Source organism: Pseudoalteromonas shioyasakiensis, assembly GCF_024518675.1.
In the GTDB taxonomy this organism is placed as follows: Bacteria; Pseudomonadota; Gammaproteobacteria; order Enterobacterales; family Alteromonadaceae; genus Pseudoalteromonas; species Pseudoalteromonas shioyasakiensis_B.
This window is the reverse complement of record NZ_JANIGL010000004.1, coordinates 231,732-248,314: the sequence shown is the minus strand read 5'-3', so window position 1 is coordinate 248,314 and position 16,583 is coordinate 231,732. Positions and strand designations below refer to the sequence as shown.

The 16,583-nt window shown below is 40.8% G+C and carries 14 protein-coding genes; 6 read left to right on the top strand and 8 right to left on the bottom strand.

Annotated features, from left to right (window positions below):
- Positions 1-25: 25 nt before the first annotated feature.
- Positions 26-865 (bottom strand): HDOD domain-containing protein, encoded by an 840-nt coding sequence (locus NQT69_RS13880; protein ID WP_256828282.1) that lies wholly within the window; start codon positions 863-865, stop codon positions 26-28.
- 277 nt (positions 866-1,142) lie between these two features.
- Between NQT69_RS13880 and NQT69_RS13875 the strand changes: the two genes are divergently transcribed.
- Positions 1,143-2,846 carry a dipeptidyl-peptidase 3 family protein gene (locus tag NQT69_RS13875; RefSeq protein WP_256828281.1) on the top strand — a complete coding sequence of 568 codons (1,704 nt, stop codon included), beginning with the start codon at positions 1,143-1,145 and terminating at the stop codon, positions 2,844-2,846.
- A gap of 121 nt (positions 2,847-2,967) precedes the next feature.
- Here NQT69_RS13875 and NQT69_RS13870 read toward each other — a convergent pair whose 3' ends face one another.
- Both NQT69_RS13870 and NQT69_RS13865 read right to left on the bottom strand, forming a co-directional pair.
- The gene (locus tag NQT69_RS13870) at positions 2,968-3,714 is read right to left on the bottom strand and encodes a substrate-binding periplasmic protein (protein ID WP_256828280.1); all 747 of its coding nucleotides are present in this window, start codon (positions 3,712-3,714) and stop codon (positions 2,968-2,970) included.
- Positions 3,715-3,781: 67 nt separating this feature from the next.
- Entirely contained in the window at positions 3,782-4,180 is a 399-nt protein-coding gene (locus NQT69_RS13865; RefSeq protein ID WP_256828279.1) for an HIT domain-containing protein, read from the bottom strand.
- Positions 4,181-4,292: 112 nt separating this feature from the next.
- Here NQT69_RS13865 and NQT69_RS13860 point away from each other — a divergent pair, with 112 nt between their 5' ends.
- Together NQT69_RS13860 and NQT69_RS13855 are read left to right on the top strand one after the other, a co-directional pair.
- The gene (locus tag NQT69_RS13860; RefSeq protein ID WP_256828278.1) at positions 4,293-6,518 is read left to right on the top strand and encodes a S9 family peptidase; all 2,226 of its coding nucleotides are present in this window, start codon (positions 4,293-4,295) and stop codon (positions 6,516-6,518) included.
- A gap of 175 nt (positions 6,519-6,693) precedes the next feature.
- The gene (locus tag NQT69_RS13855) at positions 6,694-8,331 is read left to right on the top strand and encodes a methyl-accepting chemotaxis protein (protein ID WP_256828277.1); all 1,638 of its coding nucleotides are present in this window, start codon (positions 6,694-6,696) and stop codon (positions 8,329-8,331) included.
- A 92-nt stretch (positions 8,332-8,423) separates the two neighbouring features.
- On the opposite strand, the gene NQT69_RS13850 is transcribed toward NQT69_RS13855, so the two are convergent.
- The 4 genes from NQT69_RS13850 to NQT69_RS13835 all read right to left on the bottom strand — a co-directional run bounded on the left by NQT69_RS13850 (position 8,424) and on the right by NQT69_RS13835 (position 13,155).
- Entirely contained in the window at positions 8,424-9,947 is a 1,524-nt protein-coding gene (locus NQT69_RS13850; RefSeq protein ID WP_256828276.1) for a M17 family metallopeptidase, read from the bottom strand.
- A 127-nt stretch (positions 9,948-10,074) separates the two neighbouring features.
- A complete protein-coding gene (locus NQT69_RS13845) occupies positions 10,075-11,754 on the bottom strand; it encodes a carbon starvation CstA family protein (protein WP_256828275.1) in 1,680 nt (559 codons plus the stop codon).
- A 78-nt stretch (positions 11,755-11,832) separates the two neighbouring features.
- Positions 11,833-12,885: a DNA polymerase IV gene (dinB, locus tag NQT69_RS13840; protein ID WP_256828274.1), complete on the bottom strand. Its 1,053-nt coding sequence runs from the start codon at positions 12,883-12,885 to the stop codon at positions 11,833-11,835.
- A 63-nt stretch (positions 12,886-12,948) separates the two neighbouring features.
- Positions 12,949-13,155 (bottom strand): hypothetical protein, encoded by a 207-nt coding sequence (locus NQT69_RS13835; protein ID WP_256828273.1) that lies wholly within the window; start codon positions 13,153-13,155, stop codon positions 12,949-12,951.
- Positions 13,156-13,314: 159 nt separating this feature from the next.
- On the opposite strand from NQT69_RS13835, the gene NQT69_RS13830 reads away from it, so the two are divergent.
- The 3 genes from NQT69_RS13830 (at position 13,315) to NQT69_RS13820 (ending at position 15,860) form a co-directional block, all read left to right on the top strand.
- Positions 13,315-13,743, top strand: coding sequence for an acyl-CoA thioesterase (locus NQT69_RS13830; protein WP_256828272.1), 429 nt, complete (start codon positions 13,315-13,317; stop codon positions 13,741-13,743).
- Positions 13,744-13,754: 11 nt separating this feature from the next.
- Complete coding sequence (locus NQT69_RS13825) at positions 13,755-14,807, top strand: aldo/keto reductase (protein WP_256828271.1); 1,053 nt, start codon at positions 13,755-13,757, stop codon at positions 14,805-14,807.
- 153 nt (positions 14,808-14,960) lie between these two features.
- On the top strand, positions 14,961-15,860 hold the full coding sequence (locus tag NQT69_RS13820; RefSeq protein ID WP_256828270.1) for an ABC transporter substrate-binding protein: 900 nt from the start codon (positions 14,961-14,963) through the stop codon (positions 15,858-15,860).
- Here the strand turns inward: NQT69_RS13820 and NQT69_RS13815 are convergent.
- Positions 15,799-16,413, bottom strand: coding sequence for a fumarylacetoacetate hydrolase family protein (locus NQT69_RS13815; protein ID WP_256828269.1), 615 nt, complete (start codon positions 16,411-16,413; stop codon positions 15,799-15,801). The two genes, NQT69_RS13820 and NQT69_RS13815, sit on opposite strands and share 62 nt — an antisense overlap.
- Positions 16,414-16,583: the final 170 nt, after the last annotated feature.

Below are 16,583 nucleotides of genomic sequence, written 5' to 3'. Positions count from 1 at the left end.
TTTTTACTCAACCTGCGATCAGGCTTTAACTAAAAACCGATTTCACATCATCTAGCATGTCATTGTATTCATCGGTTGCAAATATCTCTAATGATGGGATCACACCTTTATCGATATACATCTGTAATGCCGCAGATTTATCAGACACTTGTAAAATCCCCTCCATAATTGCACCAATACGAATGAAATCAACATAGCAAATATGCTCAGGGCGATAGTTAGGATTAGCCCAGCTTTCAGCCACTTCGACAAACTCGTCAGTGAAATCCCATGCACGCATAATCGCCCCACCCACTTTACCACTGAGCTTTTGAATCGCATGCGCTAAAAAGCTAGGGTTAGCAAATACTTCTGGGTGGCGCTCAGCCTCCGTTAAAATAGGTAACACACCAATGTTATATACTAAAGATGCCAGCGTGATGGTATCGCGATTCAATGAAGTTTGTTTATTGTCTTTTAAAAAGAACTCCATTAATGAAATAGAATGACACGCCACTTTAAGAGTTTTTTGCCATGCTTTATCCATATAGCCTTTAATTAGCTCATTGTTAGAAACAAACAGCTGCTCCATCGCCATCGCTGTGGCAATGTTTTTTATTTGCCTGAGCCCAATTCGCGTCACCGCTTGATTTAAATTAGTTACCTTGATTGAGCGCCCCATAAACGCACTATTGGCAACCTTTATCATGCGTGCAGCTAATGCAGGGTCATGAGAAATCACATCTGCCATTTGCGTTAAGTTGACATCTGGATCGTCCGCGGCTTGACGAACACGTACTGCAACTTCCGGCAGCGTTGGTAACACTAAAGTGTCGTTATTTATACGGTCAACCAAAATGGTTAATAGCGCGTTTTCTGTTGACATAGATGTGCCATCCTTTTATCTTACTTTACTTATAATGCAAAGCTATGGAATGTATTTTTATAGCTACAGTATTGTCTAACTTACCGCTAAAGTTAAGAAAATTACACAAATTATCTGTGTTTTATTTTTTCACCACACAACACTGCCCACCTTTATTGGTTAAAACGCAGCAAACTTGCTATTTACGGGTAAGGTTTGCTTTAATGCATAGCACAAGCGAGCAAGCAGCCAACTTATTCAGCTGCTGATTATTACTTCACTTTTAACAGGCAACAAAATGACTCTTAACAAAATTAGCCAAGCACTGGTTTTTTGCGGTGCAGCTTTTCTTAGTGCATGTTCAGAACACGCCGTTACACCTAAAACAGACGCGCCAGTTGCAGAAAAAACAACACCTGCAGCTACGGCCACATCACCACAGCTAATCAATGCCGATACTGATCGCTTAGCAATTTATACTGACTTTAGTTTAACAACTGATCTTTCTCATCTAAGTGAGAATCAAAAAGCCATGATAGCCAAACTGATTGATGCCTCAAAAATTATGGATGAGCTATTTTGGCGTCAAGCCTTTGGTGAAGATAAAGCCAGCTTTTTAGCACAAATAAATGATCCGCAAGTACGAAAGTTTGCCGACATAAACTACGGACCTTGGGATCGCTTAAATGGCGACCAACCTTTTTTATCTGGTTATGATGAAAAAACCCCAGGCGCCCAATTCTACCCTGCGGATATCACAAAAGAAGAGCTGAACAACGCTGATGTTGAAGATAAAAACGGCCTTTATTCTGTTGTTAAACGAGATGAAAACGGCAAACTTTATACCGTTTCGTATTCTGTAGAATACGCGCAAGCACTAGAAAAAGCAGCGGTCTTACTGCGCGAAGCAAGTAAGCTTGCCGATGATAAAGAATTTGCTAATTACTTAAATTTACGTGCTGATGCACTGTTAAACGATGAATACCAAACGTCGGATTTTGCATGGATGGACATGAAAAATAACCCTATTGATGTGGTTATTGGTCCGATTGAAACATACGAAGATCAACTATTTGGTTCTCGCGCCGCATTTGAATCCTATGTACTAGTAAAAGACTTAGCTTGGAGCGAGCGCTTAGCCAAATTTGCAGCCTTTTTACCTGAATTACAAAAAGGCCTACCGGTAGATGATAAATATAAACAAGAAGTACCAGGCTCTGATGCTGACTTAAACGCTTACGACGTTGTTTATTATGCCGGTCACTCAAATGCGGGTAGTAAAACAATTGCGATTAATCTACCAAATGATGAGCAAGTACAGCTTGAAAAAGGCACTCGCCGCTTGCAACTAAAAAATGCTATGCGCGCTAAATTTGATAAAATTTTAGTGCCTATTGCTGAGCAGTTAATTGTGCCAGAACAACGTAAGCACATTACCTTTGATGCGTTTTTTGCTAATACTATGTTCCACGAAGTGGCTCACGGTTTAGGTATCAAAAACACCATCACTGACAAAGGCACTGTGCGCCAATCATTACAAGAGCATGCCAGCGCTCTTGAAGAAGGCAAAGCAGACATTCTTGGTTTATACATGGTTGAGCAATTACTTAAGAAAGGCGAAATCACACAAGGCACTCTTGAAGATTACTACACCACGTTTATGGCGGGTATTTTCCGTTCGGTGCGCTTTGGTGCATCAAGTGCTCATGGTAAAGCAAACATGATCCGCTTTAACTTTTTTGCCCAAGAAGGCGCATTCTCTAAAAATGAGCAAGGTCTATACCGTGTAAACATGGAAAAAATGGGACAAGCAATGGCTAAGCTATCTAACCTTATTTTGACCTTGCAAGGGGATGGTGATTACCAAAAAGTGGATCAACTAATTGCCACTCATGGTGATATCAAAGAAGAATTGGCTAAAGACTTAGAAAAACTAAGCCAAGCAAATATCCCTGTTGATGTAACCTTCAAACAAGGTAAAACAGTACTAGGGCTGAACTAATTTAGTTTATTAATTACAATTGACTACCCCCTAATCAGATGACTAAAGTGCTGCCATTGTTGCAGCACTTTTTATATCAAATTAGTACAGACGTATTATTTGCTATTTAGATAAAATTAAATCAGTTACTAAATTGTATATCAGGGTACTTTTGCACAAGTTTTGTCAACTCACCACTTTTAGCCATCGCTGTTAACTGGCTATCAAATTGTGCGATAAACTTTTTATTTACCAATTTTTTCGAAAAAGCAAAATAACCTTTATTTAATGCTATAGCGGGTTGCAGCGCTTTAATTTCATTTTGTATACCTTGCTGCTCTAATAACCAATTAACAGCCCTTGGGTGAGCAATCATTAAGTCCACTCGGTTTGCCATCAATAATTTAAAGCTTGCATCAAGGTTTGTTACTTCTGATAAATATAAAGAATCACGATGACTTTCAAATTCAGCACCGTAAAACCAACCCAATACAATCGCAATAATTTTATTTTTAAATAAACTATAATCACCATGCCATTCAATTTGGCTAGCGACTTTACTATAAAAGTAAACGGGATCTTCATATATATGCTGCTGGGTATACTGCATATATTGCTCGCGTTCTTGCGATTTATAAGGGCCAATTAAACCGTCCGCAGTGCCGTCTTTTACCATTTGCAACGCACGCTTGAAAGGCACCACTAAAATTTCGATGTCATGCCCTAAACGTTGCTCCATTAGGTAAACAATGTCAGCCCCTATACCTACAATTTCTCCTGATTTGCTTGTTTCAAGTATCGAGTGAAACTCTGTTCCAACAAACAATAATGGCTTTGCATAACAGCTCATACTCAAAACGAGTAACAAAAAACCCATTACGACTTTCATTGTCGTCTTTCTCTAATGTTAAATAATGAATATATAGCCTAGCGTAAAAGCTAAATAAATAAAGGTGTTAGCTAAAAACTGCTTTTAATTTAAGTATTTGTTCATCGGAATATGGCTTAGCAGGATATTTACCCCACACTGGTGCTGGCCACGCAGCATCCGTTTTATAGCGGGCAATGTGATGAATATGCAGCTGTGGCACCATATTACCCAGCGCTGCAACATTGAGCTTATCAGGGGAGAAAATATCTTGCAGTAATCGACTTAACTTAGCCGACTCTTGCATTAAAACAATTTGCTCTGCTTCACTCAAATCAATACTTTCTTTTAAACCCGCTTGGCGTGGCACTAAAATAAACCAAGGGTATTGACTGTCGTTCATTAAGAGCACTTTGCAAAGCGGCCAATCTGTGATCTCAATACAATCTCGTGTCAGCTCTGGGGCTAATTCAAATTTAGCTGTCATGTTAACTCCTGTGTTATCCATCTTACTTTAAGCTACTTTAAAGCATTTAGTTGCAGTTGCCCACGCTTGGCTTTACCATCATGACAGTTTTTATTCGAGCGAAGGTAAATACGTGTTAAAAAAAATCAAACACCTCTCATGGGCCCTACCCTTAGTAGCTACAGCTATTACTGTGCAAGCAAAGCCACTCACATTAGAACGGATATTTGACGATCCAAGCTTAGCGGGTAAGGCACCTGTACAGCTTAAGTTCTCTCCTGATGGTAGCCGCGTTACTTACTTGCAAGGTAAAACTGACGACTATAACCGTTATGATCTTTGGGAATACAATTTAAAAGACAATAAAAACCGCCTATTAGTGGACTCCGCGCAGTTATTTTCTGGTCCTGAAAACTTATCAGATGAAGAAAAAGCACGTCGAGAGCGCCAACGTATTTTTGGTAAAGGAATTTTAGAGTACAAGTGGTCAAAAGACGGTAAAGCTCTACTTTTCCCACTCAACGGCGATCTCTATTACTATGACTTAGCTACAGCTAAAAGTCGCAAGCTAACCAATACTGAAGCCTTTGAAACCGATGCCCGTTTTTCTCCTAAAGGTAACTATGTATCGTTTATTCGTGAACAAAACTTATATGCGCTTAACCTTAAATCAGGTAAAGAAGTTCAACTTAGCAAAGATGGTGGCGGCGTAATAAAAAACGGCATGGCTGAATTTGTGGCGCAAGAAGAAATGGGCCGTATGACTGGTTACTGGTGGTCAGGTGATGAATCTAAAATTGCCTTCACTCGTATTGACGAAAGCCCAGTCAAAGAAGCTATTCGAAACGAAATTTACGCCGATGAAGTGAAACTCTTCAATCAACGTTACCCGTTTACCGGCACTAATAATGTAAAAATTCAACTCGGCGTGGTAAAAATCAACAACCAACAAACTGATTGGGTTGATTTAGGCAAAGATGAAGATATTTACATCGCCCGCGCTAAATGGTTAGAAGATGATAAGACCTTATCTTATCAGTGGCAAAATCGTTCACAACATAAACTAGAGCTGCGCTTTTATAACAGCCAAAGTAAGCAGCAAAAAGTCGCGCTAACTGAAACGAGCGAGACATGGCTAAACCTACACTTTGATTTGCAATTTTTAAAAGACAAAAAACATTTTGTCTGGGCTTCGGAGCGTGATGGCTTTAAACACCTTTACTTATACCGTACAAACGGCAAGCTTATTCGCCAAATTACCAGTGGCGATTGGGTTGTTGATAGCTTAAAAGGCATTGATGAGAAAAAAGGCATTGTGTACTTTGCTGGCCGTAAAGATACACCACTTGAAAGCCACTTATACAGCACGCCATTATTCAAAAAAGGCGATATCAAACGTATAACTGAGCAAGGTGCTTATCACAAAGTCGTCATGGCAAAAGACAGCAAAACCTTTATTGATAATAGCTCATCAGTCAATAAACCAAACTCTGCCGCATTACGTAAAGTAAATGGTGAATTTATTACATGGCTTGAGCAAAATAAGCTTGATAACAACCACCCTCTAACACCTTACTTAAATGATTTAGCTGAACCTGAATACGGCACATTGACCGCAGAAGACGGTCAAATCATGCATTATCGTTTGTTTAAACCAGCTACAGTAAATAATGGTCAAAAGCACCCTGTACTGGTCAATGTATATGGCGGCCCACACGCTCAACGTGTTACTAACAGCTGGCGCAGTAAAAATTTATATTTCCAATATATGGCGCAACAAGGCTATGTAGTATTTCAGCTCGATAACCGAGGTTCGTACAACCGAGGTAAAAAGTTTGAAGATGCCATTTACAAAAATCTTGGTGTGGTAGAAGTTGCTGACCAAATAAAAGGCGTCGAATTCCTTCGTACGCTTGATTATGTTGATCCACAGCGGATTGGTATTTATGGTCATAGTTACGGTGGCTACATGGCACTAATGACCATGTTTAAAGCCGGCGATTACTTTCAAGCGGGTGTATCGGGTGCGCCAGTGACTGATTGGGCGTTATACGATACTCACTACACTGAGCGTTATTTATCACACCCAGATACTAACGCTAAAGGTTATACCGACAGTGCTGTATTCCCTTATGCCGACGGCTTAAAAGGTCCACTCATGATTTATCATGGTATGGCTGATGACAACGTATTATTTACTCATGCCACTAAGTTATTTAAACAACTGCAAGACAATGAAAAACAGTTTGAGATGATGACTTACCCAGGCTCTAAGCACAGCTTACGTGGTAAACAAGTACAGACTCATTTACATCAAACCATAACTAACTTCTTTAACCGTCATTTTGATGTTAAATAAGTTACTGAATTAAAATAATTTTTAGACTAAAGGCTGATTGCAAAATCAGCCTTTTTTTTGGACTAGTTAAAATAGCTTAGTGTGTTATTAATTTTCGTTATTTATGTTAGCAAGTTCCTAGATTTATTGTCTTTTTTTACTACGCTTAATAGATAACACACATAGAGGATTCACCATGGCGTACCTTCGTCGTTTTACCATCTTTCAGCGCTTAGCGCTTTTGGTTTGTGTTGTTGTGATCGGCTTACTCTTTTTAAGCATCACTTCACTCACTCAGCAATATAGTTCACTAAAAGATGAGCAACACACAAAAACAAAAAACCTTGTTGAGTCAGCTCATAGTATTGTTACCCACTTTTACGAGCAGCAACAAAATGGCAATTTGACTGAGCAGCAAGCTAAGCAGCAGGCGCTAAGTACAATTGGCGCACTGCGTTATGACAACAATAACTATTTTTGGATCAACGATTTTCAACCGGCGATGGTGATGCACCCTTTTAAGCCTGAACTCAATGGTAAATCGCTAAGTAATAATAAAGATCCCGACGGCACCTTACTGTTTGTCGATATGGTTAACATTGTCAAAAAGCAAGGTGAAGGCATGATCCCTTATAAGTGGCCAAAGCCAGGTAAAGACGAGCCCGTAGATAAAATAGCCTATGTTAAAGGCTTTAGCCAATGGCAATGGATTATAGGTTCAGGTGTTTACATAGACACCATAGATGAAGCTTTTGCTCACCTTCGTAATTTAGTTATTCTCAACGCGGCAATTATCATTGCGGTATTAATTGGCCTAAGTTATTTAATTGCTCGCAGCATTTTACTACCAACTCAACTTGCTGCCGACATGATGAAAGACATATCACAAGGTGAAGGTGACTTAACCCAAACCTTAGATGAAGATGGCAACGATGAGGTCTCTCGGCTGTCTCATTATTTTAATTTATATACTCAAAAAATGCGTGAGTCACTTAAACATGTTGCGCAAAACGCCCATGATGTAAACCAATATGCTCATAATGTTGATGACGCCAGCAAAACCAATCATTCATTTATTGAGCTACAAAACGATAGTTCAACTCAAGTTGCCGCAGCCATGGAGCAAATGACTCATCAAATACATGACGTCAGCCGTAATGCTGAGGCCGCTGAGCATGCAGCCGTTGAAGCCGCGAGTAATGCATCAGAGGGTAAAAATGTTGTTGCACAAACCATTACAGCCATTGAAACCCTGTCTCATAACATTGAAACCGTAAGCCAGGTCACTGCCGATTTAGCCCAAGAAAGTAACAATATAGGCTCAGTACTTGACGTGATCAGAGGCATTGCCGAGCAAACCAACTTACTTGCTTTGAATGCTGCAATTGAAGCTGCCCGTGCTGGCGAGCAAGGCCGTGGTTTTGCTGTTGTAGCTGATGAAGTACGCACCCTTGCAAGTCGTACCGGTAAAAGCACAGATGAAATTCAAACCATGATCGCTAAATTACAAAAAGGGGCGCAGGCAGCAGTTGATGCCGTCACAGCAAGCCAGCAGCTTTCAAGTAGCACAGTAGAGCAAGCAGGTGCGGCCAATGTATCTCTGAGCGAAATTGAGCGACTGGTAACGGTTATAACGGATATGAATGGCCAGATTGCCCGTGCCACAGAGCAGCAGTCTAGTGCAGCTGATGAGGTAAATTTACGCATAAACGAATTATCACAATCCACTGAGCAATCACTGTCAAACACGGCACAGTTATCGGATGCTAGTGATAATTTAAAACAAAGTAGCCAAGAATTAACTGAGGTAGTTAATCGCTTCAAATTAGACTAATAGCATCTGCTCACCAGCTACTAAACAGCGATAATAAACAACAAAAAGCCCCGCTACTGAAGTTAGCGGGGCTTTTTATATAACACGTTTAGTTATAAACAGTAGCGGGCAAATAAACTACTTAAACCCGCCGCTGTTGGTTTACCGTGTTGCCAGTCACCACCTTCAACACCGCTGCCGGCAATATCCATATGCACATAAGGTAATGGTTGCTTTGAATCAAGGCCGTGCTTATCTAAGCCAGCAACAATTGCTAAGAAAGCCATTGGGAATTGATGGCCACGAGCCGTTACAGCAGATGCCGCATTATTACTTGAAAGCACGTCATCAGCCAATGTACGAGGCTTAACAAAAGCATAGTCTTCACGACGACTACGTGATACTTCTGCACAATCAGCCCAAACATCACCTATATCCGCTAATTTACGTGATACATTTGCCGCACGTGCCGGGCCATTTTCAACATAAGCACTGTATGGACCCATAGCTCTGGCTGCGTGACCGGTTAAAGTTGCCACAGTGAAAAGCTCAGGATTCACCTCGTTTTTAGCAAGGTCTTTCATCTCACTGAGTAAATCACCCATCGCAAGGCGGCCTTCAGCGTCAGTATTACCGATGCGTACACGCACGCCTTCACGGCTAGTGATTATTTCATCAGGAACAAAACAATCAGAGCCAATTGAATTGCGAACCACAGCTAAATAAGCAATAACTTTGACGCCTTTCGGCTGAAAGTCTGCAACCGATTTCATAAACCCAGCAACCGATGCTGCGCCGCCTTTATCACGGCTCATGCCTGCCATAAAGCCACCAACTTTTAAATCAGCGCCCCCAGTATCATATACCAGACCTTTACCTACAAACATTAAAGTACGCTTTACTTCACCCTCAGGAACATATTCTAATTTAACAACGCGAGGATGATGACGCTCAACGGCATACGAAGCACGGGCAACAGTACTCATCATTGGGTAGTCTTTATCAATGGTAGCAATATCCGAAATCACTTCAACATTAACGCTAGAGTCTTTAAATAAGTCAACGCAGTAATCTGCAAAGCGTGGTGGCGCCATGCGCTCAGGTTCAGTACCACACAGGTCTCGCGCAGCGTATTGCCCTGCAGCAATAGCATTCACTGCTTTTATTGTTTGTTCATTCGCGCCAAATAAGGCAATTTGTGTAATAGGCTCAATACTTTCGCCATGGAATTCTCGTGCTTCAAGTGGTTGCCATAGCGCTTGGCACGCGCCTAAATAAGCCACTTCTAATGCGTATTGATAACGACTATCTTGGCTGGCTTGCGGCAAAAACATTGCTGGTTTTTTACTTCCCGATGCTTTAGCTTCATTAATTGCTAATTTGGCGGCATCAAAATAACGGCGAACGTCATCATAATCACGATTTAAAGGACCAGTAGGTGCTAAAATTACGCGTTTTGAGTCGACTACAAGTAATGTCACTTGCTTACCGATACGCGCATCAACAGCCATTTGAGCTTTAATCGCCTTACTCAAATTAGGATCATCTAACTCTGAAAAGTCATCAGCAATAATAATAAGCGCATCATGTTTTGCGTTATCTAGTTGCGGGGCCGCAACGGCTTGTGGATATGCCATAAAAAAAGGTCCTGTTGTCAAAAAGCTCAGGACCTTATTATCATTTATTTGACTACCTATTGCCAGCTCAGTGAGATGAGCTAAAACCTCGCTGGCAACTTGGCATTACAGTTTTAATTGCGCACTATTATGTCTCTGTCGTGTTATTTTCGCGTTTATGCTTAGCAATTACTGACCAAGCTTCAAGCATCACTAAGACACTAATAACGAGTACCACAACATCTAAAATGACAAGTAACCAATTCCCTTGTTGGTAATATTCACCTAACTTAATCACGCCAGCAAAAAATGCCATAACCAATACAAAGCTCATAGGGATCAAAGTGTACTTAGCGGGGCGATTAGCTTTTATCAGCATCACTGAGATAACAAGTAAGGTTAAACTAGCAAGAATCTGATTCGTTGAGCCAAACAACGGCCAAATAATCATGCCACCACTACCACTTGCTCCGCCCGCACCAAAGGCTAACAATAAGCAACTTAGCACTGCAATTAGGGTGGCAATAATGCCATTTTTGATGACCTTAATGTTATAAATATCACCCCATTCTTGGATGATATAGCGCTGCAAGCGCACACCTGAATCCATAGTTGTGCCAGCAAATAACACCACCATCACAGCAAGCAAGGTTGAAGCAATTTCATTCGAAATGCCCCAACCACTTTCTATTAAGTTAGCACCACCATTTACAAATGCCCCAACACTACCAGCTCCCAAATGACTGTATATTTCGTGCCATTCCTCTGGAGACATCGCCAGTGCAACGCCACTAACGGCAACTAAAGTGATAAGCGCAAGCATGCCTTCACCTACAGCACCTAAATAACCGACAAAACGACCATCGGTTTCTTTGTTAAGTTGTTTAGAACTAGTACCTGATGACACAATACCATGAAACCCAGACACCGCTCCGCAGGCAATGGTCACAAATAATAATGGGATAATGCTGGGGGTATCTATGGCAGTTTGGGTATTAAATGCTGGTGCAGTAATATCAGGCATAGAGACAAAAACAGCACCATATAACAACACTAGTCCCACCAGCAATTGCATGCCGTTAATAAAATCACGAGGCTGTAGTAGCATCCAAACAGGCAACAACGACGCTATCGCCGCATAAACAAATAAAATAATGATCCAATTGGCATTCGCACTTAAACCAAATAACTCATCGGGTAAGCTAATTGGCATACTGCTCCCCAAATAAATGGTGTAGTATAAAATCCCAACGCCAATGAAACACAGTGGAATTAGCGACACTTTTTTACGTAGTAGCTGACCAATAACCAAGGCGACAACTATCGCTGCCCACGCAGGAAAAACCGCATTCGGGCTATTAATAAACGACTTAGCGATTACCACCCCAAATACCGCGTTTACCATAAGCAGTACCAAAAACACGACAATCATAAATAACGCACGAGTACGCTTGCCTATTACAGTTTCAGACAATGCTCCCATAGACTTACCTTTGTTACGCGCGCTGGCCCATAAGGCCCCCATATCATGCACACCGGCAAAGAAAATAGTGCCAAATACAACCCATAACACTGCGGGGACCCAACCCCAATAAACAGCGATTGCAGGGCCTACGATGGGGGCTGCTCCCGCGACAGAGGTGAAGTGGTGCCCCCAAAGCACCACTTTATTGGTGGGAACAAAGTCTACACCATCTTCAAGTTCATGAGCTGGGGTGACAAAGCTGTCATCCATTTTGAAAATCTTTTCAGTGATAAATTTAGAATAAACAAACCAGCCAAAAAGCATTCCCACCATACCCAGCAGTACAATTACAACTGATTGCATAGTATTCTCTCTTATAGTTAATTGTGTGTGGTTTAATTTCTACACTAGCAAGATTTGTTTAAATATTACTCTAAACCTTTAGTCTAATATACTTAACTGAAGATGCTGTTGTGGCTCATTTTTTACGCCAATTCCTATACCTAAAAGCCTGACGGGTTGTTGGTTGCCACGCTGATAAGCTTTGCTCAACAGTTCGGTAAAAATTGCTGTGTCAATTTGATGATAGGACTGATCAGCAGATGTCACCACAAAATTAGCGAATTTAACTTTCACACTGAGCTTATTAATACGATGCTCTAACTGTTGTTTTTGTAATCGGCGGGTTAACTCTTCGAGTAATAAAGGTAGTTGCTCTAAGCATGCTTGTAAGCTGGTTTTATTGTATTCGTAGGTGTGTTCAACACTGAGTGACTTGCGTACTCGCTCAGTGGATACTTGGCCAATGTGCAACCCTGCACACTTTTGATAAAGTGAGACCCCGAAATTACCTACATGTTGCTGCATCCAATTCACGCCTTTACCGCACACATCAACCCCAGTGTATAAGCCTTTCAAATTAAGCTTTTCGAGGGTGACTTTGCCAACACCAGGAATTTTTCCTAAAGGCAGTTGCGCTAAAAAATCATCAACTTGCTCAGGTAGCACCACACATTGGCCATTCGGTTTATTTTCGTCACTGGCAATTTTCGCGATAAACTTAATCGGTGCAACGCCTGCAGAGGCTGTAAGCCCAGTAGCCGAATAAATATCAGCTCGAATGTGCTCAGCCATCAAAGTAGCACTGCCTTTACAGGCGGTACTATCGGTTACATCTAGATAGGCTTCATCTAAAGAAAGGGGTTCAATCAAGTCGGTGTAGCGTTTAAAAATAGCACGGATTTGCTGGGATATCTCTTTATAGACCTGCATCCGCCCAGGGACAATGACTAAATCTGGGCACAGTTGTTTAGCGTGGTAATTAGACATGGCAGAGCGCACACCATATTGCCTAGCAATATAATTAGCAGTTGATAGCACCCCTCTACGGCTATTGCCACCAATTGCGAGCGGCACACTCGCAAGCGCGGGGTTATCACGCATCTCTACTGCCGCATAAAAGCAATCCATGTCGATATGAATAAACTTTTTCATTCCCAAACCAAACAACTGTATATATGAACAGCTATTATTAATTATGTTTGAGTGATTAGCAAGCTAGGATGTTTGTGATTGTGAGCGCTCTGATTTTTTACGGCTAACTAATTTGTGACCAAATAGCCAAAATGCCCCTTCAAAGACAAAGCCAAGAATAACTAACGCTATTGCTCCCGAGGCATTTCCCATTGCGTAGCAAGTAATCGCTAAGCATATCAGTGCGAGTAGGGCTAACCATTTGGTGATTTTTGCTGCAACCGGATTCATAATTCGCTCCTTTAAATCATTAAAATACCAAACCAAAGCTATCATTTACGTAAACTGGAACCTAAAAATATAGCATGATTTTGTGATTATTCTAATTTTCTTGAGCTCATAGCGGCATATTGCTAACCTGAGTACTCTTTATATTAACCGAGCTTTATTATGCAATCGTTTATAGAACAACATCCTATTCACACAAAAATAAACGTCGCTTGGGGTGAAATGGACGCCCTTCAACACGTCAATAACGTGGTGTACTTTCGTTACTTTGAAACGGCTCGAATTGACTTTTTTAATCAAATAAATTTACTCGAAGATTTACAAACAACAGGGATTGGCCCGGTGATCAGTGAAAACAACGCACGTTATAAGCGACCTGTTACCTTTCCTGATACAGTGTTAGTGGGTGTCACCATTAGTGATATTCAAGCTGACCGCTTTATGATGCACTACAATGTTTTTAGTCAGCAACAAAATGCATTAACAACAGTAGGTTCATCACAAGTAGTGATGTTTAATTTCAAAACAGGTAAAAAAGCGAATTTAAGCGAACCGCTTTTAGCTGCTCTCAAAACCTATGCAAAAGATTAAAAGGAATAACCATGTTATATAGCCCGTTAGGCAAAAGTGGTGTCGAGGTTTCTCGCATCTGTTTAGGAAGTATGACTTGGGGCTTGCAAAATACGCAAGCTGATGCCGACGAACAAATTGCCTATGCCTTAGCAAACGGTGTTAATTTTATTGATACTGCTGAGATGTATGCTGTGCCGCCGACCGCTGATACCTACGGTAAAACAGAAGCGATCATCGGTAACTGGTTATCACGTAATAAGCACAAACGTGATGACATCGTTCTTGCCACTAAAATTGCAGGCAACGGCCTTCCTTGGGTAAGAAACGGTGAAGATATAACTCGCCAAGCAGTCATTGATGCAGTCGAGAGCTCATTACAACGCTTACAAACTGATGTGATCGATTTATACCAATTACATTGGCCCAATCGCACAACACCGCATTTTGGTAAGCATTTCCCCGGAACTGTGCGTTTTAGTGACGCAGATACAGAGCAACACACCGCCAGCATGCTCGATATTCTTGAGGGTTTAAACGATTGTGTTAAAGCCGGAAAAATCAAACATTGTGGCTTATCTGACGATACACCTTGGGGCATTAGCCAATTTTTACGATTAAGTGAAGAGCATAATTTACCGCGCATGGCCTCGATTCAAAATGAATTTAGCCTGATTCACGGTAAAGACTGGCCATACCTTATAGAGCAATGCATTCACGAAGACGTCGCTTATCTACCTTGGTCTCCATTAGCAGGTGGAATGTTAAGTGGTAAATACCAAAATGGCGCACGTCCTGAAGGTAGCCGCTGGACTTTAACTCAGCGTAATGGCTTGTTTCGTAATACGCCCGCATCGATGCAAGCGATTAACCACTATATAAAGATAGCCTCAGGTTTAGGGATCACGCCTGCCCAGCTAGCCCTCGCATGGTGCAACCAAGTAGATGGTGTTACTTCGACAATTATTGGCGCAACCAATATGGCACAATTAAAAGAAAACATAGACGCATTTAATATTCAATTAAGCGAGCAAGCACAGAATGATATCGCTCAGGTGTATCAACAGTTCCCAGTGCCTTTTTAAACCTAACTGAATAAATGCCCATGAAAAAGGGCATTATTTTTTACAAAAAAATACATTAAAGTCCATTATACTTTAACCGTGTTTTCTCAGGGAGATTTTGATAGCCGTATGACTAAGTTTCCAAATATTATTAAAATAATGCCCTGCACTTTTATGCTTATAATTTCTTTTTCAAGCTCATCGCAGAATATTGAAGAGATCACCTGGTTATACAGTGACACGGCTCCTTTTCACTTAGCTAAGAGCGAGCAATCTCCAGATGGAGGGTTATGCGATTATTTAACCGAGCAATTAATAAAAGAATTACCACAGATTAAGCACACTCGCTTGCAAATACCCAACCAACGTATCACAAAGTATTTAACCGAGGGTCACAAAGCATGCCACCCTTGTATGATCCATAGAAAGAACAGTACACCCAGAGCCAAGTATTCAATTCCAACAACTGTCTATCCACCCTTTAGTATTATCACTACAACAGCAAACGCAAAAAAAATTAGTCAACTCCATGGTCCAACTGTAAGATTAATTAGCTTACTTACTGATAGTAGCTTTATTTTTGGAAAATCAGCTGCACGTAAATTTACCAATGAGATAAATACCGTTGCACAAAATACAGGTATAAATAGTAAAGCTTCGTTAAGTTGGAGTAGTGAAAACGAAAGTCGCGCTGTTATTTCAAGGTTAAACCATGGTTATATCGACTATTCAATTGATTACCCTTTTGTAGCTGATTACTACAACCGTAATACAAAGCTGAATAATGTTGTAACTTTATCTATCGACAGCCCTAGAGAAAAGTTTGTACTTGGTGCTGTTGGTTGCTCAGCAACAGCACCTAATGATTTTGCTAAAAAGGCCCTAAAGATTATTAATGATAGACTGGAACAAAACATTCTACCCTCAGAAAAATACCAAGAGAGTCAACGCAAATGGCTTAAAAACACATTTACAGACTTTGATCAGTATTACCAGCAGCAAATATTACAACCTATTGCGCAACCCAGCTCTGTTCAACAAGAAGCTGATCAGCCAAGTGGAGCTGGGCGTTAAACGTATCCCCTGCATGTATTTGGCCAACCCCTGCGGGTGTACCTGTCATGATAATATCGCCATCATTCAGGGTCATAAATTCACTTATCTGCGCTAAAATCACATCAGGTTTATACAGCATTAAATCAACATTACCGTGCTGTTGTAACTTATTATTTAGTTGCAAAGAAACCTGTAGTTTTGCGATATCAGTTTGCTTTATAACAACAAATTCACTAAATAATGCTGCGCCATCAAATGCTTTTGCACGCTCCCAAGGGAGGCCGCTGTTTTTCAGCTGCGCTTGTAAATCACGTTTTGTTAAATCTAAACCAACAGCAACTTCAGCTAGTTGCCCCCCTTGCACTTTAAAACATATTTCAGTCTCAAAATGCAGGCTTTCTGCGCAGTGCTGGCTTAAAAGCACCTCACTCATAGCGCTACTGGGCTTTAAAAACACCACCATTTGCTGCGCAACTTGGTTACCTAACTCTTCAATATGTGCAACATAATTACGCCCAACACAAACAATTTTTGAAGGAGGTATATTTGCTTTAGTTTGCTCACTTGGCATTATCCATTACCCTATAAAAAATATGGCTAAATTGAAGCTCCAGCATAACAAATGTGTTTAAGTCTCTGCTAGATTTTATATTCTGTTTTAGGATTTTACTGCTCAAAGCACTGCTGTTGTTAACTTTACGCAAGGAGAAGTTAACAACATGACTCTGCCTTTTAATCGAT